The sequence below is a fragment of the Pseudomonas sp. KUIN-1 genome (assembly GCF_009176725.1).
Taxonomy (GTDB): domain Bacteria; phylum Pseudomonadota; class Gammaproteobacteria; order Pseudomonadales; family Pseudomonadaceae; genus Aquipseudomonas; species Aquipseudomonas fragariae.
In genome coordinates this window covers 1507487-1529715 of record NZ_AP020337.1, presented here as the reverse complement: position 1 = coordinate 1529715, position 22229 = coordinate 1507487, and the positions used below count along the sequence as shown (strand labels likewise).

The 22229-nt window shown below is 60.3% G+C and carries 12 protein-coding genes; 4 read left to right on the top strand and 8 right to left on the bottom strand.

The genetic code is table 11. The annotated features are described in order from the left end of the window. Positions 1 to 3: 3 nt before the first annotated feature. Positions 4 to 1626 (bottom strand): methyl-accepting chemotaxis protein, encoded by a 1623-nt coding sequence (locus tag KUIN1_RS07315; RefSeq protein WP_103712935.1) that lies wholly within the window; start codon positions 1624 to 1626, stop codon positions 4 to 6. A 297-nt stretch (positions 1627 to 1923) separates the two neighbouring features. On the opposite strand from KUIN1_RS07315, the gene KUIN1_RS07310 reads away from it, so the two are divergent. Then, positions 1924 to 7896, top strand: coding sequence for an NEL domain-containing protein (locus KUIN1_RS07310; protein ID WP_152091912.1), 5973 nt, complete (start codon positions 1924 to 1926; stop codon positions 7894 to 7896). A 57-nt stretch (positions 7897 to 7953) separates the two neighbouring features. On the opposite strand, the gene KUIN1_RS07305 is transcribed toward KUIN1_RS07310, so the two are convergent. After that, positions 7954 to 8700 (bottom strand): tellurite resistance TerB family protein, encoded by a 747-nt coding sequence (locus tag KUIN1_RS07305; RefSeq protein WP_024639879.1) that lies wholly within the window; start codon positions 8698 to 8700, stop codon positions 7954 to 7956. A gap of 298 nt (positions 8701 to 8998) precedes the next feature. Between KUIN1_RS07305 and KUIN1_RS07300 the strand changes: the two genes are divergently transcribed. Next, positions 8999 to 11086 (top strand): response regulator, encoded by a 2088-nt coding sequence (locus KUIN1_RS07300; protein WP_011266943.1) that lies wholly within the window; start codon positions 8999 to 9001, stop codon positions 11084 to 11086. A 63-nt stretch (positions 11087 to 11149) separates the two neighbouring features. Here the strand turns inward: KUIN1_RS07300 and KUIN1_RS07295 are convergent, their stop codons facing one another. From KUIN1_RS07295 to KUIN1_RS07285, 3 genes are all read right to left on the bottom strand, one after another. Then, positions 11150 to 12256: an NADH:flavin oxidoreductase/NADH oxidase gene (locus KUIN1_RS07295; protein WP_058398415.1), complete on the bottom strand. Its 1107-nt coding sequence runs from the start codon at positions 12254 to 12256 to the stop codon at positions 11150 to 11152. 112 nt (positions 12257 to 12368) lie between these two features. Further along, complete coding sequence (recJ, locus tag KUIN1_RS07290; protein WP_152091911.1) at positions 12369 to 14084, bottom strand: single-stranded-DNA-specific exonuclease RecJ; 1716 nt, start codon at positions 14082 to 14084, stop codon at positions 12369 to 12371. A gap of 61 nt (positions 14085 to 14145) precedes the next feature. Next, positions 14146 to 14688, bottom strand: a complete 543-nt coding sequence (locus KUIN1_RS07285; protein ID WP_152091910.1) for a YaeQ family protein — start codon at positions 14686 to 14688, stop codon at positions 14146 to 14148. 325 nt (positions 14689 to 15013) lie between these two features. On the opposite strand from KUIN1_RS07285, the gene KUIN1_RS07280 reads away from it, so the two are divergent. Beyond that, the gene (locus KUIN1_RS07280; RefSeq protein ID WP_162885226.1) at positions 15014 to 15853 is read left to right on the top strand and encodes a TIGR02285 family protein; all 840 of its coding nucleotides are present in this window, start codon (positions 15014 to 15016) and stop codon (positions 15851 to 15853) included. 171 nt (positions 15854 to 16024) lie between these two features. Here the strand turns inward: KUIN1_RS07280 and KUIN1_RS07275 are convergent, their stop codons facing one another. Continuing rightward, positions 16025 to 16321, bottom strand: a complete 297-nt coding sequence (locus tag KUIN1_RS07275) for a DUF3509 domain-containing protein (RefSeq protein ID WP_004406361.1) — start codon at positions 16319 to 16321, stop codon at positions 16025 to 16027. 289 nt (positions 16322 to 16610) lie between these two features. Between KUIN1_RS07275 and KUIN1_RS07270 the strand changes: the two genes are divergently transcribed. Further along, a complete protein-coding gene (locus KUIN1_RS07270) occupies positions 16611 to 17273 on the top strand; it encodes a response regulator (protein WP_024639877.1) in 663 nt (220 codons plus the stop codon). Here KUIN1_RS07270 and KUIN1_RS07265 read toward each other — a convergent pair. Together KUIN1_RS07265 and KUIN1_RS07260 are read right to left on the bottom strand one after the other, a co-directional pair. Next, positions 17246 to 18526, bottom strand: a complete 1281-nt coding sequence (locus KUIN1_RS07265) for an EAL domain-containing response regulator (protein ID WP_431191786.1) — start codon at positions 18524 to 18526, stop codon at positions 17246 to 17248. The two genes, KUIN1_RS07270 and KUIN1_RS07265, sit on opposite strands and share 28 nt — an antisense overlap. A 113-nt stretch (positions 18527 to 18639) precedes the next feature. Continuing rightward, complete coding sequence (locus tag KUIN1_RS07260) at positions 18640 to 22206, bottom strand: ATP-binding protein (RefSeq protein ID WP_162885977.1); 3567 nt, start codon at positions 22204 to 22206, stop codon at positions 18640 to 18642. Between the last annotated feature and the right edge of the window lie 23 nt (positions 22207 to 22229).

Below are 22229 nucleotides of genomic sequence, written 5' to 3'. Positions count from 1 at the left end.
CCTTCAGACCTTGAAACGCGAAACGCCACTGCGCAGCCCGACCGCGACCTGACTCAATTCGTCGATGGCGAAACTGGCTTGACGCAGTGATTCGACGGTCTGGCTGCTGGCATCCGCCAGTTGCACCAGCGCCTGGTTGATCTGTTCGGCGCCGGTGGCCTGGGCCTGCATGCCTTCGTTGACCATCAGCACACGGGGTGCCAACGCCTGAACCTGATGGATGATCTGCGACAATTGCTCGCCGACCTGCGTGACCTCGAACATGCCGCGGCGCACCTCTTCGGAAAACTTGTCCATGCCCATCACGCCAGCAGACACCGCCGACTGGATTTCACGCACCATTTGCTCGATGTCATACGTGGCGACAGCCGTCTGGTCGGCGAGGCGACGGACCTCGGTGGCAACCACTGCAAACCCGCGACCGTACTCACCGGCCTTCTCGGCCTCGATGGCGGCGTTGAGCGATAGCAGGTTGGTCTGGTCGGCGACCTTGACGATGGTGACGACGACCTGATTGATGTTACCGGCCTTCTCGTTGAGGATCGCCAGCTTGGCGTTGACCAGATTGGCAGCGCCCATTACCTGATGCATGGTGTCTTCCATGCGGGCCAGCCCCTGCTGGCCGGAACCGGCGAGCACCGAGGCCTGATCGGCGGCCGAGGTAACTTCGGTCATGGTCCGCACCAGGTCCCGCGAGGTGGCGGCAATTTCCCGCGACGTGGCGCCGATCTCGGTGGTGGTTGCAGCGGTCTCGGTGGCGGTAGCCTGCTGCTGGCGGGACGTTGCAGCGATTTCCGTCACCGATGTGGTGACCTGTACCGAAGAGCGCTGCGCCTGCGCAACCAGCGCGGTGAGCTCGGTGACCATGTCGTTGAAGCCGGTCTCGACGGCATTGAACTCGTCCTTGCGGGACAGGCTCAAGCGGGTGCTCAGGTCGCCGGTACGCATGACGTCCAGGATCCGCACGATCAGTTGCATCGGTGCCATGATCGAACGCATCAACAACAGCCCGCAGGCCGCTGCGGCCATGACCGCGATCAGCAGAGAGAGCACCATGCTGATCTTGGCAGCCAGCACGGCATTGACGATATTGGTGGTGGCCTGATCCGCCAGCTGTTTGTTGGCCACGATAAGATCATTGAGCTGCTTGCGGCCCGCGAGCCAGACCGGGTTGACTTCGCCATAGAACTCGGCGCGCGCGCCTGCGTAGTCGCCGCGATCGTACTTGGCGTGAACATCGGCGAGCATGCGCGAATAGGCTTCGCGGCGCTTTTCGAAAAGCGCGAAGCTGTCTCTGTCCGTATCATCGAAGATGGACTTCTTGTAGCCGTCCATCTGTGCCTGCAGGTTTTCGTCAAAGCCCTGAAACTGGTCTCGTTCCTGCTTGGTCAGCGGCCGCCCCTGCCCTTCGGCAATCAGCTCCAGCGTGCGGATGTAACTCTCGCCCCAGGCACTGCGCACCAGGGTGCTGTAGTAGACGCCGGGCAACGCATCGAGACGCACATCTTCCTCGCTGGACTCGATGGACAACAGACGTGAATAAGATAAAACGACCATCAGTAGCATGATTGCGATGATGACGGCGAAACTCGCCAGAATCCGTTGGCGCAAGGTCCAGTTCTTCACAGTCAGCCCTCAAGAGTTCAACGACGGCGTCGGGCCGTGTTCAAGAAGCGGACCGACGAACGGTCCAAACGGCGTGAGTATAGCCCAGCCGTCAAACGTTACATGGGTAATACAAAATGAAGTCATGGCCGCTGTCGACCGCCACTCTTTCGCCCCTCTTCATGTCTTGTCGGCCATCGCCACCACTACTTGAGCAATGGCCTTCAGAAACAGCAAGAGCACATAGATAGTTAGCACTTGCACGGCAAGTCGCGGCCGTAAGCTTTGTCGCCTGTTCATTCACGACAAGGCATTTAAATGCTGGATCTATCTCCGTCGGGCAAGGCTCCTGAGCTCCCGCATCTGCAACTGATAAAAGACAAATCCCCCGAGTGGCTGCTTCAGGCAACGCCGGCAACCCATGCAACCTTGCGCAAAGCCTCGCGACGTCCGTTGCAATGGCTGGCAGGCGCCCGCAAGTCCAGCCCCGGTCAGCTCGCCGAGCTGCAGCGCCTGTATGCCGGGCACCGCGAGTACGAGCAACAGGTTCGTCCGACGCTGGACGGTCTGTCGACACTGGAGGACTTCGCAAGACCCCTGCTGACAGCCGCCATCAAGGATCGCTTCGGGCTGGAGGTGGACGTCGCCAACACCTGGCTGTTCCATGCCAGTCGTGCACGGGTCGACCAGTCGTTCAATACGGCATCCAGAGACCCGGTAACGCAGGCAAACACTGCCCTGAGGGCGTCGACCCAGAGCCTGCTCAAGGCTGCGCTGCAGAATTTCGAAGCCTGGGAAACCACACCGGGCGCAATGGACGCCAGCACCGGCATCAAGGCCCAGGTGTTTTCTTCCTTTGAAATCATCGGCCAACAGATCACCGGCACGTCCCTGCCGATTTCCCCGACCGGCTTTGCGGCGCTGTGCCGTGAGCTGGACCTGGGCGGCCAATATCAGGCGCATATCCAGGCCGTCTTCAGCACGCCTTCGAGCCCCGACGAAACTGCAGACGCCGCGGCATCCAGACTGCGCCAGAGCTTCATGCAACTGGAAGCATCGTCGATCCGGCTGCAGTTGCAGATGGCCTCCCTGCAACAGCAGATCGGCCCGGATTTGCAAGGCGCATTACTTGAGCTTCTCGACGGCAAGCAACATGTCCGACTTGATAACAGGCCGGTCAACTGCAGCGTACTGTGCCTGGGCGATATCGAACTGAACGGTCTTCTGGTGATTGGCAAAGACCGGGATATTGCCACTCAGGCAGAAAGGATTGTGGTGTATATCCCGGATGACCCCGTTGCGCCGCTGAAGGAATACGACTCGGTCGAAGTCTTCATAAATGCGTTGCGTGAGCGGATGTTCATCAACGGCTACCTGAACTTCTTCATGCGTTTCGTACCTGCACGCCATCGAAGTACCGTATTTGAAAAGTTGTCCGAACGCCTGTACCCCAAAGTCAAGAAAGGCGGCATTTTCGAACGTCAGTGGCTGGAGCGTGAAGCGGACCGAAACGCGCGACTCGACCTGAGAGAAACCGTGCTGCAAGGCCCACTGCTGGACAACCTGCACGAGCGCAAACGCGCGGCGTTGCGCGACGACGCACTGTTTCATGGTGTGCCGACTGCGGCACAGGACCAGAAGACCTTCGATGAGCGGGTGCAGTACTTCATGGACACCGCCTTCGACGTCTTGAATATCGCAGGCTTCGTGGTTCCGGTATTGGGCGAAGTGATGATGGCCGTCACCGCCATTCAGCTGGTTCACGAAGTGTATGAGGGCATGGAGAGCTGGGCCAGGGACGAGAAACGACAGGCGTTCGCCTACCTGTTCGATGTGATCGAGAACGTTGCGCTGATATCGGCCCTTGGTGCTGCGTCGACGGGCGCAGCGGGCATCCCTGCAGTACAGGCGCCCGAGTTCGTCCACCGCCTCAAGCCCGTGGATTTACCAGGCGGCACGACGCGCCTGTGGAAGCCTGATCTGACGCCCTTTGCCCATGACATCGTCCTGCCCAAGGGGCTGCAGCCCGATGCTACAGGGCTGTACACATGGCAGGGCAAACAATGGCTGCCACTTGAAGGACGCACCTATTCGGTCAGCCCTGCCGCCAACGGCGACGGTTACCTGATCGAGCATCCGACCCGTACGGACAGCTACCGGCCCGCCTTGCGGCACAACGGCGCCGGAGCATGGCTGCATGAGCTCGATCAGCCGCTGGAGATGGAAGGCCTGACCTTGTTTCGACGGCTGGGCTATTCCAGCGATACGTTTTCCGACAGCACCGCCAGGCGCATCGTCAACGTCAGCAACACGCCTGAATCGGTAATGCGCGAGGCACTGGCCGATCAGCGTCGCCCTCCGGCATTGCTTGAGGACACGGCGCGCCGGTTCAGGCTGGACCAGGAGATCGAGCGGTTCATCGAGCAACTGGAAGCCAACGATATAAACGCGGCGGCACCGCTTCAACTGGAGCTGTTGAGCCAGGACCGTGGCTGGCCGGGCAATCGCGCGCTGGTCCTGGTGGATGCCGAGGGCCATACGCTTCAGACATTCGCCCCGGCCTCTCATCCGGTGGCGGCTGACAGCCTCGACATCACGGTGCGTGCCGACCAGCCGGATGCCCTGCGCCAGGTGCTGGAAAAGCTCGGCAACAACGAAATACGCACCCTGCTCAACGAAGAGTTCGGCGCGGGTCAGCTCGGCATGTCACCGCGACTGATCACACTACGGGCGCAATTGGCGGCACGCGCCCGAGCCACCCGAGGCTGGCTGTTCGAATCCCGTTACCGCGCATTGAGCGTCGCCGAGGCTGACGGCGTGCAGACCCTGCAGAAGGCATTTCCTGGCCTGCCGCCGTTGGTTGCCGAGGAACTGGCCAGCCACGCTTTGCCGGCAGAGCGGCTGCAACTGACGATGGAGCGCCGGGTGCCGCTGCCCGTTGCCGAAGAGGCCAGCGCCTATCTACAACAGGTAAGGCTGGCGCGGGCCTATGAAGGGCTTTATCTGACCTCGGTCTCCAGCGCCGATACCGACTGTCTTGCGTTGCACAGCCTTGAAGCCCTGCCGCAATGGCCTGCACAGGTCAGGCTGGAGGTCCATGACCGGTATTTCGGTGGCCGGCTGATCGACAGCATCGGTCTCGAGGATGCGCCTGTGCGCAAAGTACTGATCAAGGACGGTAATCGTTACGAGGCCCGTGACGCTGATGACCAGCACCTGCACGGGCTGGACGATCTGTACTCGTCCGTGCTGCACGCCCTGCCCGATGCCGAACGCAACCAGTTGGGCTTTGCCCACACCGGGCAGGGTCAGGCGCTGGCAGCGCTGATCCAGGACAATCCCCTGCCCCGCCAGAAACTCGCGCCATTGCTGAACATGCAGGCGATCAAGCCAGGCTCGAAATCCCCCATGCGCCTGGCCGATGGTCGCCTTGGCTACCCATTAAGCGGCGGTGGCAGGGTCGACTGGCACATGACCGACGAGAGCCTGCTGGACAAGATCCGCATGCTTGAGCTGGAGGACGCGTTTCCCGAAGAGATCCTCGGCCGCCTGCGCCACACTGGCTGGGACAACAGAACCATCGATGCGCGACTCAACGACCTGCTGCACGAGCAAATGCTGTTGCGCGCAAGTCTCGACGCGTGGGCCTATGAATCCGTGTCAATGCCGCCCATGACTCAGGCTCATATGGACAGTCGCATGCGCATCAACGAAGCGATCTGGAACCACTGGCGCCTCAACAACCTGCCCGAGATAGGACGGACGCTTGAGCCGCTAAGCCTGCAACATGTCTCGCTGAGTGACTTTCCGCACCATCTGCCGGACTTCGTCTTCAATCGCGTTACCGCGCTGCACCTGGAAAACATATCGGTCGAGCCCAGAGCACGCCCCGGTGCAATTGACCTGACGCCTGCCGGCATAAACCTGCCCCGGCAGTCGACCAACAGCGCCGAACTTGGAGCCTTCCTGCAACGTTTCCCGCATACCCGCGCACTGAACCTGATCAGTGAGCCAGCCGCCGGACTGGCCCCCGAGACCTCGGTCTTTCTCAACCTGCCTCAGCAAGTGTCCCGTGTGCTGCCCCAACTGACCGAACTGGCGCTGATCAACCAGGAGATTTTTCTGGATCAGGCGCAGATGGACCACCTGCGCAGCATGCCGGGCCTCAGGATGCTGAACCTCAGTGGCAATCGACTGGTCAGTGTGCTGCCCATGGACCTGAGCTGGCTGCACCTTGATCGGCTGGTGCTGGAGCGGGTTGGCATGAACCGCTGGCCGTCCTGGCTGACCGACATCATTCCGAACAACATTCGTGAGCTGTCGGTGGCTCACAACAACCTGACGGAACTGCCCGGGTGGATCCTTGACAATCCTCCCAGCCCTGAGCACCGGACCTTGATTGACTTGCGCGGCAATATCCTGTCCCGACACACCGCAATACACGCACGTATCAATGAAGCGGTAGCCGGCAGTTCCTTCAGTTTTGTCATGGACACTCCGGTTGCCGTGCAGGCCGCTGTAAACAGGCAACTGAACGAAGGTGCCGAATTATTTGCCGCCGTTGATCAATGGACGCATGCCTCCGGCTCGATGGCCGTACCGAGCGAGCAGACCATCGAATCACGCCAGCAAATCGGCAGGATACTGATCGATCACTGGCGAAATTTCAGCCTGGGGCAGCTCCATAGCCCCCTGCGCCTTGCAGACATCGCATTGATCGACTTTCCTCGACAGCTGCCTGATTTCTTTTATCGCCAGGTACGCTATCTGCACCTGAGCCGAATCACCGGCACGGCCTCTGATCTCGATCAACTGTTGCGCCGCATGACTGATCTGACCTCACTGGAAATAAGCGGACATGTCGCCCCCCTGCTGCAACTGCCACCGGCGCTGCTCGAGCTTCGATCACTTCGTTCGCTATCGCTGATGGATCAGGGAATGCTGGTAGAGCAACAGCACATCGATTTCTTCAGCCGGATTGCGACGCTTGAACGACTGGAGCTGGATGGCAACCGAATAGGCGCCATCAGCGACCTGACCAGCCTCAGTGGCACTGCACTCAACTGGCTGTCACTGAACAATGCCGGACTGGTCGAATGGCCAGCCTGGACAGAGAGCATGGTTCCAGCGCAAATCAGGACACTCTTGCTGGAGGGTAATCTGATCAGCGAATTGCCAGAGCACATACTCGCCAATCCCGGCAGCGAGTTTGCGCACACGGAAATAAGCCTGCTGAACAATCCGCTTTCCGAAGACACCATGCGGCAGGCGCATTTTTCAGAGCGTTATGGACGTTCTTTCACCTTCGACATGGACCTGCCGCCCGAGCTCAGCGCGATGGACTGGACGGAAAACCATGACTCGGACTCATCGTATTCCGAGTACCTGTCCTCAGAGGACAGCCGGGCATCGACTCCGGAACCCGTCACCGTCGAGCCCTGGCTGGACGACAGCAACCCGTTGAGCGCCGGGCGGCGCGAGATCTGGGAGCAGTTGGAGGCCCGCGAGCAGACCCGCAACCTGCTCGACCTGATCGATTCGCTGCGTCACAGCGCCGATTATCGCAACATCACCAGCCGTGCAGCGCTGCGCGAGCGCGTCTGGCGGGTATTGGTCACGGTGAGTCAGGACCCGCAACTCGGACTGACCCTCAACGCTATTGCCGAAGAACCGCTCAGGCTGTTTCGTGACAACCACACCTGCCCGGACGGCATCCTTCTGGAGTTCAACCAGATGGAAGTGCTGGTGTTCATCCGGCAGTCGTTGCAGGACGTCGTCGCGGAGCAGCGCGGTGCGCTGTTGTATCGGCTGACCGTCCGGCTGTATCGCCTGTCCGAGCTGGATACCGCAGCCCGCGAACAGACCGGCAGCCGTGATGAAGCCGAGGTACGTCTGGCGTATCGCACGCACTGGGCCAGCGCGCTGGACTTGCCCGTGCCGCCGGAAGGCATGCTGTACCAGGCCCACGCCGCCATCAGGCCGGGGGAATTCGACGCGGCACTGCTTCGCGTGCAAAACGGCGAACGCGGCGAGCCCTTCCTGCGTTTTGCCCAGCAGCAGGATTACTGGATCAGTTACCTGCGCGAAATCCATGCTGGACGCTTCGAAGCACTCGAACGCACCTACAGGACTGAACTGAACCAACTCACCGACGAGTTCGAGCAACGCAATATCAGCCTCGACGACCCGGAATACGAAGGACGGATTCAAGAGTTCGAAGCCAGGTTCAAGGAGCAGCAGACAGCACTGATCAGGGAGCTGACCAACGCCGAAGGAATGGAACATCACTGATCGAGCGGGTTGCCTGACACAAGGCGTGTCAGGCAACCCGCTGCTGGAAGCGCCAGTTCACTGAGCGTTCCGCACCTGGCCTTCAAGCTCGGTCTTGAGGCCGGGTTCCAGCTTCAACTGACGCGCCAACTCATCGAGGTAGGCGCGTTCCATGAAGTGCTCTTCATCCACCAGCATCACACTGGCGATGTACATCTCCGCCGCCATTTCCGGCGTGGTCGCGGCCCGGGCCACCTCTGCCGGGTCCAGCGGCTTGTTCAGCTCGGCGTGAAGCCACTGCTGAAGTGAATGATCACTGTCCAGCTTGGTGAACTCACCTTCGATCAGTTCGCGCTCACGCTCATCGACATGACCATCTGCCTTTGCCGCGGCGACCAGTGCACGCAGGATTGCCTGGCTATGCTGCTCGGCTTCAGCCTCGGGCAGCCGGTCGATGGTTTGCGGTTCGCGCTGAGCGGCGAGCCCCTGACTGGCCTGCCAGTTGTTGTAAGCCTTGTAAGCCAACACCCCCAGCGCCGCCAAGCCTCCGTAGGTCAACGCCTTGCCGCCCATCCCGCGTGTGCGTTTGCCACGCAGAAGGCTCATGGCACCTGCGGCCAGCGCACCACCACCTGCGCCGGACAACAGACCACCCAGCCCATTCTGGGAAGCGCCCTGCCCTTTACCACCGCCAAGCAGGCTGCCGAGGCCATTGATCAGTGAATCGCCGCCCGACGATTGCTTGCCGGATTTGCCTTTGTTCTTGTCCTGCAACATGCTTTGTCCGGACTTGAGCAATTGATCGAGTAAACCACGCGTATTCACAGGAAGCCTCCTACAAGGTTTGTCAGATGAGTGATTGACCAACAAGTTGAAGAGAAGTCACTGCCAGGCCCTTACCGGTGTGCTTCCGGATGTTACGGAGTTGCACCGATACCCGTTCGTCAATCTGCCCCGCTTATCGGCGAAATGCGTGCAACCGGCGCCTGTGGCAAAGAGTCAATAAGGACAGGCTGCAGGTAAAGTCAGGTATGCAGCCCCTTTCCTGGACTGATCGAACACACATCCATATTCATATGAATGCCACTGCCCCTCCATGCAGATTTTCAGGAGCTTGTCCGAAGTGATATCGCCCACTGGTTTCCCGACCGCCAACGGCAAGGCCGCCGGGATTATCCGATCCAGGGACTGGAGCCAGACTTCACTCGGACCGATCGAGCACTGGCCGGTATCGCTGAAAAACACCCTGAATCTGATCCTCAATTCCCCGGAGTCCATGTACCTGCTCTGGGGGCCGGATCTGGTGTTTTTCCACAATGACGCCTATACGCCGATTCTCGGCCCGCGCAAGGACAACGCTATCGGCGCACTCATTCCGGATCTGTGGGCTGACGTCTGGGATCAGGTCGCGCCGCTGGTGATCGATGCGTTTGCCGGCAAGCCCTGCCGCTACACGGATATGCCGCTGACCATGGCACGCTACGGCGAGGTCGAACAGACATGGTGGTCATTTTCGTTTTCACCGGTAATCGACGAATACGGCGTGGTTGTCGGCATGTTCTGCATCACCAACGAAACCACCGCGCATGTCCTCAACCAGCAGGCGCTGCAGGATAGCGAACGCAAACGCCTGAAACTGATCGATGACCTGGTCAGCCTGGAACGACAGCAGACCGCCAGGCTGGAGCAACGCACGCTGGAGCTGGACACGTTTTGGGAGATATCTCCGGACCCGCTGGCGATACTCGATTTCAACGGTATCTTTCTGCGGGTAAACCCGGCCTGGACAGCGCTGCTGGGCCACCCGGAACACGAGCTGCTGGGCACCTCCATCATGACCCTGCTGCATCCGGATGATGTCAGCGGCACCCAGAATGCTCTGAAACACACCATCAACCATGTGCTGCCGCTGTTTGAAAATCGTTATCAGCACGTCGACGGCAGCTATCACTGGTTCGGCTGGACCGCGGCACCCGGCAATGGAATCATTTTTGCGCTGGGCAAACACCTAACCCACGAAAAGGACCGCATCAAGGCACTGCGTATCGCCGAAGAGGCCTTGATTCAATCGCAGAAAATGGAAGCGGTCGGGCAATTGACCGGCGGTCTGGCTCATGACTTCAACAACCTGCTGATGGGCGTGACCGGCAACATGGAGCTGCTCCTGTCGAGGATCAGACAGGAACGCTTCACAGAGCTGGACCGCTACATCAACGCCGCACTGGAAGGTTCGCGACGCGCGGCATCCCTGACACATCGACTGCTGGCATTTTCGCGCCGTCAGACACTGGCGCCCAAGGCTACTGATATCGACCTGCTGGTCGTGGACATGGACGAGCTGATCCGGCGCACCGTAGGTCCGGCCATCGATATGCAGGTCAATGCCTCACGCGGACTGTGGGCGACCCTGGTTGACCCGCATCAACTGGAAAATTCACTGCTCAACCTGTGCATCAACGCCAAGGACGCCATGCCCGATGGCGGAAAGCTGCTGATCCAGACGGGCAACCGTCACCTGACTGCAGTCACGGCGACCCGGTATCAGTTGCCTGCAGGCCGCTATGTGGAACTGTCCGTCAGCGACTCCGGCACGGGCATGAGCAACGACGTCATGGCGAGGGCCTTCGACCCGTTCTTCACCACCAAACCGACAGGCATGGGCACCGGACTGGGGTTGTCGATGATTTACGGTTTTGCACGGCAGTCAGGTGGCGGCGTCTACATCACGTCAAAGGTTGGCGAGGGTTCGAAAGTCAGCATTCTGCTGCCGATGCACGAAGGCGAAGCTGAAACAGTGGCCTTCGATGACAGCCCGCTGCAAGTGCCCGCCTCCAGCACCGGCGACGAAACCATTCTGGTGGTCGATGACGAGCCCGCCGTGCGCTTGCTCATTACGGAGTTGCTAGAGGACCTTGGCTATATCGTTTTGCAGGCTGAACGAGGCGCCGATGCGCTGACCATTCTGCAGTCCAAGGCGGCCATCGACCTGCTGATCACCGACGTCGGTCTGCCGGGCGGCATGAACGGTCGTCAGGTCGCAGACGCGGCGCGGGATGTCCGGCCCGACCTGAAAATCCTGTTTGTGACCGGTTATGCTGAAAACGCCGCGTTGGCGCATGACACGCTGGAGCCGGGCATGCACGTGCTGCCCAAGCCCTTTGCGATTGCCGAACTGATTGGCCGCGTCACCGAGCTGCTGGAAGGCGAGTAACAAAAAATGAGCGCCATACGGCGCTCATTTTTCGGGTATTGCTATCCGTGAGCCGACTGGCGATCAGTCGCGCAGATCTGACTCATGAATCGGCTGATCACGGTGTGTGGCGCGCTGGTACTGCGCAGGCCAGGTTGCCAGGCGCCCACCCAGGTCTTCATCGGCACGCAGCGGCCAGTACGGATCACGCAGCAGCTCACGCGCCAGCAGGATGATATCGGCCTGCCCGGTGCGCAGAATGTGCTCTGCCTGCGCCGGATCGGTAATCATGCCCACCGTGCCCGTTGCGATCTCGGACTCCTTGCGAACCCGCTCGGCAAAGCGCGTCTGGTAGCCTGGGCCGACCGGAATTTCCGCCTTGGCTGACGTACCGCCCGACGATACATCGATCAGATCGGTCCCGATGGCTTTCAACCGACGCGCCAGCTCGACCGTTTCATCAGCGTTCCAGCCGTCTTCCACCCAGTCGGTGGCGGACACGCGAACGAACACTGGCAGCTCTGCAGGCCACACCGCACGCACGGCTTCGGTGACTTGCAGCGTCAGGCGAATGCGGTTCTCGAATGAACCGCCATACTCGTCGGTGCGCTGGTTGCTCAGGGGCGACAGGAACTGATGCAGCAAATAGCCATGGGCAGCGTGGATTTCCACGACTTTGAAGCCTGCCTCCAGGGCACGCCGTGCGGAATCGACAAACGCCTTGATCAACTCCTGGATCTGCGTCTCGCTCAATTGCACAGGGGCAGTGTGCTGCGGATCGAAGGCGATCGCCGAAGGCCCGACCGGCGTCCAGCCACCTTCATTGAGGGAGATACTGCCGTGCTTGCCAAGCCACGGGCGCCAGGTGCTGGCCTTGCGGCCGGCATGCGCCAGCTGGACGCCGGCAACCGCGCCCTGAGCGTTGATGAAGCGGGTGATACGTTGCAGCGGTTCGATCTGCTCGTCATTCCACAGCCCGAGGTCTTCGGGAGTGATGCGGCCGTCCGGCGTCACCGCCATCGCTTCGGTGATGACCAGGCCGGCACCGCCGACAGCACGACTGCCCAGGTGAACCAGGTGCCAGTCGTTGGCCAGGCCGTCGACACTGGAATACTGGCACATCGGCGATACGGCAATGCGATTGCGAAGGGTCAATTGACGCAGGGTATAGGGTTCAAGCAGCAGGCTCATGGCAACCTCTCGTAATGAAAATTCAGGTGTCCAGGTTCCGTTCATTCAAAGAACAGGTTTGACAGACCGTGTAGTGTCGACACCCCGTTAGCGAGAGGGGTTCCTGCTATCGTCAGCGTGGCGCGATATGCACCACCATCAATTGCACGGTTTCGTTACCGCGAAACTCGTTGAGATCGAGTTTGTAGGCCAGCTCGACCCAGCGGATATTCGGATTGGGCCAGATATCCCGGTCGACGCCGAACGCAATGCCATCGAGCTTGACGCTGCCGCACTCGGTCTTGAGCACCATCTTCAAATGACGCTCGCCCACCACCCGTTGCTCGACCAGCTGAAACACGCCGTGGAACAAAGGCTCCGGGAAGTGCTGCCCCCAGGGACCGGCATTGCGCAGTGCACGGGCCAGTTCCAGATGAAACTCCTCGACGGCCAGCGAGCCGTCGGACAGCAGACGCCCGGTCAGGTCCTGCTCATCGAGCTGACGACGCACCTCCTGGTCGAACGCTGCGGCAAATGCCGGGAAGTTCTCTTCAGGCAGCGAGAGACCTGCCGCCATCGCGTGGCCGCCGAACTTGCTGATCAGGTGCGGATGACTGGCCGCCACGGCGTCCAGCGCGTCGCGAATGTGAAACCCTGGCACCGAGCGGGCCGAGCCTTTGAGCACGCCCTCCCCGGCGCTGGCGAACGCGATGGTCGGGCGGTGGTAACGCTCCTTGAGACGCGAAGCGAGGATGCCGATGACACCCTGATGCCATTCGGCATCGAACAGGCAGAGGCCAAACGGCATCGACTCCAGCGGCAGGTCCTTGAGCTGCGCGAGTGCTTCACGCTGCATGCCCTGCTCGATGGATTTGCGATCCTGGTTCAATTCGTCCAGCTGCACGGCCATTTCCCGCGCCAGTGTCGGGTCGTCGCAGAGCAGGCATTCGATGCCCAGGCTCATGTCATCCAGGCGCCCTGCCGCGTTCAGGCGTGGCCCGAGAATGAACCCCAGGTCGGTGGAGGTGATGCGCGAAGGTTCACGCCGGGCAACTTCCAGAATGGCGCGCAGCCCCGGTCTGGCACGCCCGGCACGGATACGCATCAGCCCCTGATGGACCAGAATGCGGTTGTTGGCGTCCAGCGGCACCACATCGGCCACGCTGCCCAGCGCGACCAAATCCAGAAGCTCGCCCAGATTGGGCTGGGCACGCTGATTGCTCTCGAACCAGCCGGTCTCGCGCAGACGCGCCCGCAAGGCCATCAGTACGTAGAAAATGACCCCGACACCGGCCAGCGACTTGCTGGGAAAGGTACAGCCTGGCTGATTCGGGTTGACGATGGCGTCTGCGGCCGGAAGCTCATGCCCAGGCAAATGGTGATCGGTCACCAGTACCTGCAAGCCGGCCGCCTTGGCCGCTGCTACACCCTCGACGCTCGAAATGCCGTTATCCACGGTGATCAACAGCTGAGGTTCGCGCTGCAGCGCCACTTCGACGATTTCCGGCGTCAGGCCGTAGCCGTATTCGAACCGGTTGGGCACCAGATAATCCACATGCGCCGCGCCCAGCAGACGCAAGCCCAGAACACCCACGGTGCTGGCGGTCGCGCCATCGGCGTCGAAATCGCCGACGATCAACATACGCTGGCCCTCGCGCAGCGCGGTGACCAGCAGGTCTACCGCTGCATCGATCCCCTTGAGTTGCTGATAGGGGATCAGCCGCGCCAGGCTTTTGTCCAGTTCGGCCTCGCAGGCCACACCTCGTGCTGCGTATAGACGAGTGAGCAAGGGCGGCAGGTCGCCAAGGAACGGCAAGGTGTCGGGCAATGGACGAGGTTCGATGCGCATGCGGGTCAGCTGATTCTCTGTGCAGTGTCGATGAATGTTTTTCGAACGGAACCGGCGGCTGTCAGCCGCGCTCGCCCGTAAGCCATTGCAACTGGACTTCATGCTGGCCGCGGTCGTCAGTGACGAACACCGTCCCTTCACTGATCATCACATCCCACTTGATGACCCGCGGCATGTCCTTGGCCAGCACTTCCAGCACTTCCTGCGGGACGGCGGCGATATTGACGTTTTTCAGGTTCTTGATCGCCGGGATGACCTTGCCTTCCCAGACGCGCAGGCTGCCATAGGCCAGCAGGCTGGTGCGTTCGGTACGGCGCGAGCACCAGGTCAGTCGGTCGGCATCCGGCTGCCCCACTTCGATCCAGTGCAGAACCCGGTCATCCAGGCTTTTTTCCCACAGTGCGGGTTCGTCCACATCTGACAGGCCACGACCGAACGACAACTGTTCGTTGTACCAGAAGGCATAGGCCAGCAGACGCACAGTCATGCGCTCTTCGGTTTCCGAAGGATGGCGGGCAATGGTCTGCTTGACGCTCTCGTACACGCCGCGATCAAGGTCGGTGAGATTGAGTTCGAATTTGTAGGTCGTGGACGGCTGGGCCATGAACGGGCTTCTAGAGTCTGGAGGGAAGACGGCAAGTCTACCCGATGCCGGGCCTGTGAACGAACTTGCTCGCGCAAGGGTGTGTTTGCCCCCCATTTGCAGGACGAACAAAAATCGATAGTTTGAAACAAATTTCTGATACATATCTGTGCTAAAGACGATCTGCAGCGAGCGCCCGGACTCCCAACCGGGGCACCTGAATGTGACGCCACTGGCGCAGCGCCATTCAAAGAGCTGCCAACCCTACCTCAGACCGTTGAACCCTTTTCGAGGATGACACCCGCGAATGCCCCTTCCTGCCTCGTACTGCACAACGGCTCGATTGATGCTCGCCCTGTCGCTGGCTGCCACGTCGTGCGCCAGCCAGGCCAGGGAGACGCTGACCTGGCTGATGCGCGACATCCCCCCTTCGACGATTTTTTCCGGTGCCATGCGCGGGCAAGGTGCAATTGATCAGCTCATGCCATTGCTGACTGCGCAAATGCCCGAATACGATCACGTGCTGATGCGGGTCAACCGCGCCAGGGCTCTGCAAATGCTGAGCGACGAGACGTCTCTCAATTGTGATCCCACCATGCTGTGGACGGCAGAAAGAGCCAGAACCCTGCTTTTTTCCATACCGATCGGTGCGGTACTGAGCAGCGGCCTGATTGTACGCAAGGAGGAGATGTCGAAGTTCGAGCCCTATGTAGAAGACGGAAAAATCGACGTGGCGGCGTTGATGGCCAGCCGGAAGATCAAATTGGGCATCGTTGCCGAACGCAGCTATGGAGAAGTGATCGACCACACGTTGCACGACGTCGATGAAGACGTCCTTGTGCCGCACTACGGTAACGATGCCGTCGGCAGCCTGCTGCAAATGGAGCGTCTGGAGCGTCTGCAGGCCTTTATCAGCTTCTGGCCGGAAGCGCGCTATCACGCCATGCAACAAGGCATAAGGCCCGAGGAGCTGGCCTTCTTGCCGATCAAGGGCAACCCTGCATACCAGTTCGTCTATGTCAGTTGCAGCAACTCACCCAAAGGCCAGCAGGCCATTGCGCTGATCAACCGCGAGATGCGCGTGCTGCGCGAAACCAGCCTGATGGGCTTTTATGCGCAGTGGCTGGAACCCGCGCAACGGGCCAGCTACCTGGAGGACGTCAAGGCGCTGCTGGACAAGGAATGAGCGGACAAAAGAAACCCCGGGCAGAGGGGGACCTGCTCGGGGTAAACATGACCATGCTGGTCAGTACGTCAGCCCTTGATCACCGGAGCACAATGATCAAGTCTGACGTAATGGATAGGAGTGCATAGAACCCGTCAGGTTCCAGAATCGTTGTCGCCGGTTAAGCAACTGTTAAGCAAATGATGGGGTGCCGACAAACGTGCGGCTGATTGCAGCATTGCGCATGGCAGCGATGACACAGGGTTCGATTCGACCCTCGGCAACCATCAGATCGCGGCGCAGGCCGTCTACCACGTCGGTGAGCTGACGCTTGTCGCTCAGCTGATCAGCGCCGAATGCGCGCTCGATCACACAGGTGCCCGCTTTATCTTTCAGAGTCACCAGACGTTCGCCCCGAGAACCGGCCGGGCCAATACTGGCCTGATAGGGAGCCAGCGCTTCGCTTAGCAGTAAGCTGATATTTTCCATCCGGATCACCACTCAACAGTTTGAATGCAAAGGTGCTAACCAATGACCATCGGCGACAGCAGAAAGTTCTTTCTATCGCCAGATCGCAGCACCTGTCTGTCATTTCGAGCATGCCTGTTGAATGTGACAAGGAAAAAACCGGACGCCGATGACAACTGAAAGTCAGCTTGTAGGAAGAATCCAACATAATTCCGCTACGCGTCCTACAAGGTGCCTATGCTCTTGATCACTGCGTTAAACACCTCTATCGCATGCAATACCCGTATAGCCTTTTTCACGGAGCCACCTCTTGAGCGATTCCGCTGATCGCCCGTTGCGGGTCATCGTGGCTGATGACCACCCGATTTTTCTAATCGGCCTGCGGGTCGTACTGGAGCAGAACAATCTGGCCAGCGTCGTCGCCGAGGCCTGCAATCCGGACGAACTGCTTCAGGTACTCGAACGCCACGCCTGCGATGTGCTGGTGACTGACTTCATGATGCCCGTTGAGCGGCAGAACGATGGCCTGCGTCTGCTGCAGCGCATCCGCCGGGACTTTCCGGCGCTGCCGGTGATCGTTGTCACGACCCTGAGCAATGCCGGACTGTTTCAGTCCATGCTCGACCTGGATGTCCGGGGTCTGTTGAGCAAGGCCAGCCTTGCCGGAGAACTGCCTGCTGCCATCCAGGGGGTCAGGCGCGGTGAGCTTTTCGTCGCCCAATCCGTACGCAGGGTACTCAGAGAGGCCCGGCAGCACGGACACGACACACTTGTGCCGGCAGATCGCTTGTCGCCGCGGGAACTTGAGGTGTTACGCCTGCTCTCGGCCGGCCATACGGTTGGCCAGATCGCTGCGCAACTCAATCGCAGCAAACAGACCGTCAGCGCCCAGAAAGTCGCCGCCATGCGCAAGCTCGGACTGGCCAATGACGCAGCCCTGTTCATTTATTTGCAGGAAAGCGGCATGTCCTGAGGCCGGTCGTCCTTCGAAACGGCGTGCAGGTGGCTGCTATCATGCTCAGCCATCCAGCGCATGAACGCCGAGGCAGGCATCGGGCGCGCAATGAAATACCCTTGAATGGCCGGATCGCCCAGCGCCAGCAGACTGTGGACGTCTTCAATCGTCTCGACCCCTTCAACCACGACCGACATCGACAGCCGCTGCGCCATGAGCAAGGCACCGGCCACTACCGCCGATTTACGCGCGTCGTCGGCCATGCCGCGCACGAACTCGGTCGGTATTTTCAGTTCGCTGAAAGGTAATTGCAGAAGCCGGTCCATATTCGAAGCGCCCATGCCAAAGTCATCGATGGACAACTTGCAACCCTGCATGCACAACCTCAGCAGGCCTTCGAGCTGCCAGGTTTCCGGTCGTGCGGCGTCCTGCTCGATAATTTCCAGGGTCAGCGCGGTGGCCGGCACGCCATGACGGGCAAGCGCCTGCGTGATCTGCTCGGCGAAATCCAGTTGTTGCAGCACTTGTGGATCAATGTTGACGGCAACCGACAGCGGCTCGCCCTGCTCGCGCATGACCTGCGCAGAGAACTGCAGGGCCTGATCCAGCACCCGCCAGGTCAACGCAACGGTCAGCCCTTCAGCCTCGATGGCCTCGATGAATCGCCCGGGGGCCAGCAGGCCATACACCGGATGCTGCCAGCGAACCAACGCTTCGGCCCCCAGCAACTCGCCCTGCAGACTGACCTTGGGTTGAAAATAGGTGATCCATTGTTCGGCAATGGACGCCACGTCTATCGGTCCGCTGCCTGTCGGGTCAAACAATTCGATGGCGGAAAGAGCTCTGAACGCGCTGCCCGGCGATGCCTGCTCTATACAGTCCGAGCGGCCAGGCCCATAGGCCTCGAGCAACTCGTACAACGCCCCGGCGGAAGCAGGTTTCTGCACATACCCCAGAACATTCAGACCTTGGGCGAGCGCCAGCTGCGCGGCCCCTTCCAGCACGCAGGCGGCGGAACAGCTGACAATGATCAGCGCTCGCGCCAGGCCGTTCTCAGCCATGAAGCGGATCAGTTCCAGACCATCAGGCCCTTCCATCTGCAGGTCGCAGATCGCGATGTCGACAGGACCGCGGGTTTGCAGCGAAAGCCTGGCGACCTCGACGCTGTCGGCCACCAGCACATCGAACACTTGATTGGCGTTGAGCATCTGATGCAGAGCCATCAGCTGGAAGGGATGGTCTTCGAGAATAAGAACCTTGAGTGAGTGCACGATCACGCCTGCGGAGTCAGAGCCATCGGCCCGGGATAGCATTAACTGTAGCTCGTCCCGCAGACCCGCCCCATAGGACATGTCCTAAACACGCCACAGGTTTTCCGCAGGATTCAAGCGCCTGGCACCGCGGTCTCGGGCACGGCCACCAGTTGCAATTCGATATCCGCGCGCAGACCGGTCATGGCCACTTCCAGTACCTGCCAGCGTTCGGCCAGCCTGGCTGCGCTCTGCAGCCGTACACTGTCGTCCAGCGCGGCACACGCCTTGGCGAGCGGCACAGCGTCGACCAGACTCGCCGCGCCCTTGAGCCGATGCAGACAGGCGCCCAGGGTCTTCCAGTCATTGACCGACACTGCGGGCTCCAGCAACGCGTGCTCATGCCTGAGGTTCTTCCATAACTCGCTCAGCAACCGTTGCATTTGTTGCGGGTTGGCCTGAGTCATGGCTTGCAGCGTGCCGATGTCGAACGTCGGCTCGCGTACCCGATCCGCCAGCTCCTGGGCCAGACGCGCCAGTGACAGCGGCTTGATCAGCAGGCCGTCCATGCCTGCCTGCTCGCAACGTGCCGCCTCGTCACTCATCGCGTTGGCGGTACAGCCAATCACCGGGCAGCGCTGACGCTGCTCTTTCTCTTCGATCTGGCGAATGGCCTGGGTCAACGCGTAGCCGCTGATACCCGGCATGTTGCAATCGGTGATGACCGCATCGAACGCCCCTTCACACCAATTCGACAACGCCGCCTTGCCATCTTCGACAGCCGTTACCTGATGGCCAAGAAACTCCAGCTGGCGGGTCAATACCAGGCGATTGGCGGACATGTCATCGACCACCAACAGATGAAGACTACGCGTGTCGACAGGCGCATCCGTCACATCGTCCGCTGACAAAACCGGCTCGCTCACCCTGGTCAACGGCAGGTCGATGGTAACCAGGGTACCCTTGCCCGGCTCGCTGTGCAGGCTGATATCGCCCTTCATCAGCGCCACCAGTTGCCGGGTGATGCTCAACCCCAGCCCGCTGCCCCCGTAGTGTGCGGCCGTGTCGTCGTTCGCCTGAGTGAAAGGTTGAAATACCTGCTGCTGACGCTGCGGATCGATACCTTCGCCACTGTCCTGGATACCAATGCGCACACGCGTGGAGTCAGGCGAATCGCTGGTCACATCGAGCCTCACGACCACCGCACCTTGACGGGTGAACTTCAAGGCGTTGCCCAGCACATTGTGCAACACCTGGCGCAACCTCAAGGGATCCAGCCAGTAGTCGCCGCGCGCCTGCGCAGAGAATTCCAGGCGTAGCTCCACACCCTTTTCCCGAGCCTGTGCGGAAAAAAGCTCGATCACACCGTCGAAAAGCCCTTGCAGGGAGGTGACAGCCAGTGACAACTGCATGCCGCCCGCTTCGATTCTGGCCAGATCAAGACTTTCGCCAATCAGCGCGACCAGCTCCGTAGCCGAGCGGTGAGCCACTTGCAGGCCTTGCGACGGCATCGTGCCCAAGCGCAAGGCCTGTTCGCATTCCAGTTCCAGCAAGCCAATGATTGCCCCCATCGGCGTACGAATTTCATGGCTCATGCTGGCCAGAAAAGCGCTTTTTGCCTCGTTGGCCTGAGCGGCGAGACGCATGGCTTCCTGAAGCTGCTGTTCCAGTTGCTTGCGTTCGGTGATATCGATCCAGCCGCCGAGCAGCCCCTGCAGCTGACCATCGGCGGCGAAGAAAGGCACCGTCCATTGCCAGACATCCATACGTTTGCCAGGCAGTTCGATGGTGCGATCGGAAAAGACCGGCTGATGATTTTCCAGCAGATTGAGGTAATCGGTGTGCATCTGCTCGGCCAACGCACGCGGAATCAGATTGACGTCCGTGAGGCGTCGGCCATTCATCTGTTCGAAACTGATGCCCAGACTCTGCTCGTAGCTGCGGTTGCAGGAAATCAGGCGCCCTTTGAGATCGCGCACATAGATCGGATTGGGGATACCGTCGAGCAGCGCGTGCTTGAAGGCCAGTTGATCATTGAGCTGTCTTTGCGCCCTTTGCCGCTGGCGAATCTGCACCTTGAGGCGACTGCTCCAGGTCAGCGACACCAGCCCGGTCAGCAGCGCCAGGGACACCACCCAGAATACCCACGGCGGTATGCGCGCCCAGAGCGACGGCTGAGGCAGCGCCGATCCCAGCCACTTCAGACGGATCGAGCGCAATTCGGCCACCGGGAACTCCTCCAGCGCCTTGTTCAGAATCCCCAGCAGTTCGGGCTGGGTCTTGATCACTGAAAATCTGTCGGGTGACCACTGACCTTCGACACTTCTGGCGACCTTCAACTCTCCGGACGGAAACAGGTAGGCCCCCACTTCATTCTGAATGGTCGCGTCGGCAGCACCACTTTCCACCAGCGCGCGAGCCTGATCATAGGTATTGACCAGCCGCAGCTGGATCAAGGGGTGTTCGCGCCTGATCAGGTCTTCGAGCGCATGCCTGGCCGGCAGTGCCAGTACTTTCCCGGCCAGACTGTCGAGCGATATGCGGGACGAGTGGTCGGAGCGCACCACGAACATCCAGCTATTGCCGCCGAACGAATAGGTAAAGTCCAGAAACCTTCGGCGCTCGGTATTTTCCGCGAGCGTGGTGTTCATGTCGGCCTGGCCGGCGCGCAGCACGTCGATGCTCTGCTGCGTGGAAAGTGATTCCTGATGGACGAACTGCAAGCCGGTCATGCGCGAGATACGTGACAGCACATCTGCGTTCAACCCTACCCAGTGGCCGTTATTGTCTTTGTAGATATACGGTGGGTGCTGCACGGTCGCGATGGTCACACTCGGATGCTTGAGCAGCCAGCGTCGCTCGGCACTGGTGAGGCGAATACGTTGTCCTTCCACGTCGGCGCCCAGCCCCATGGTCCAGCGGCCGAGCACTTCACGACTGGTCGAAGGTGCGATGCTGTCCAGGGCCCGATTGATGAAGGTCAGCAAGCGCTGCTCGTCATCCCTGACCGCAAAGGAAAACCCCACCGGGGGCAGACGACTTTCGAATTTGATCTGCAAACCGAGATAGGGCCGCAGGGCAGTGTAGGTACGGACGATGACTTCGTTACCGATGAACACGTCTACTTCACCCTGACTCAGGGCTTCCAGAGCACTGTAGAGGTTAGGCGCAATAATGATCTGGCTGTCAGGATAAATGCGGTGCAGCACGTCCGAATCGGCATAGCCATCAAGCAGTACGACCTTCTTGCCGGCCAGGCTCGACGACGGGCTCAGATCGTTGCCGCGGCCAACCACTACCGATCGATCGGGCATGTATTCGGTTGAGAAGGACAGTCCTTTCACACCCCGTTCGAAACCATTGGCACTGGTCAGCAGATCTATCTTGCCGTCGCGCAGCGCCTCGATAGCCTCGTCACGCTTGGCAAAACCGGTGACCTGCACCGGGAGGTTCAACTGGTCGCTGACCAGCCCCAGGTAGTCAGCACTGATGCCCTGATAACGGTTGCGGTCACTGGTGATGTCGATCGGTTCGTAGTCTGCGATCGCAATGCCGACCTGAAGCACCTTGCGCTGGTCGAGCCAGGCCCGGTCCTGATCTTCGAGAACCATATCCGCTGAAGCCACAAAAGGAGCTGTCAGTGAAAACGGCAGGCTTTGCGCCGCATTGGCTGCCCCGGCAAAAACCAGCGCCAGCAACATCCACACCCGGCGCCATGCGCGGC

What these genes read in the sequence shown, in the direction of transcription:
- KUIN1_RS07310 (WP_152091912.1), top strand. Translation starts at nt 1,924, where the DNA reads ATGCTGGATCTATCTCCGTCGGGCAAGGCTCCTGAGCTCCCGCATCTG.
- KUIN1_RS07295 (WP_058398415.1), bottom strand. Translation starts at nt 12,256, where the DNA reads ATGAGCCTGCTGCTTGAACCCTATACCCTGCGTCAATTGACCCTTCGC.
- recJ (WP_152091911.1), bottom strand. Translation starts at nt 14,084, where the DNA reads ATGCGCATCGAACCTCGTCCATTGCCCGACACCTTGCCGTTCCTTGGC.
- KUIN1_RS07285 (WP_152091910.1), bottom strand. Translation starts at nt 14,688, where the DNA reads ATGGCCCAGCCGTCCACGACCTACAAATTCGAACTCAATCTCACCGAC.
- KUIN1_RS07280 (WP_162885226.1), top strand. Translation starts at nt 15,014, where the DNA reads ATGCTCGCCCTGTCGCTGGCTGCCACGTCGTGCGCCAGCCAGGCCAGG.
- KUIN1_RS07275 (WP_004406361.1), bottom strand. Translation starts at nt 16,321, where the DNA reads ATGGAAAATATCAGCTTACTGCTAAGCGAAGCGCTGGCTCCCTATCAG.
- KUIN1_RS07260 (WP_162885977.1), bottom strand. Translation starts at nt 22,206, where the DNA reads ATGTTGCTGGCGCTGGTTTTTGCCGGGGCAGCCAATGCGGCGCAAAGC.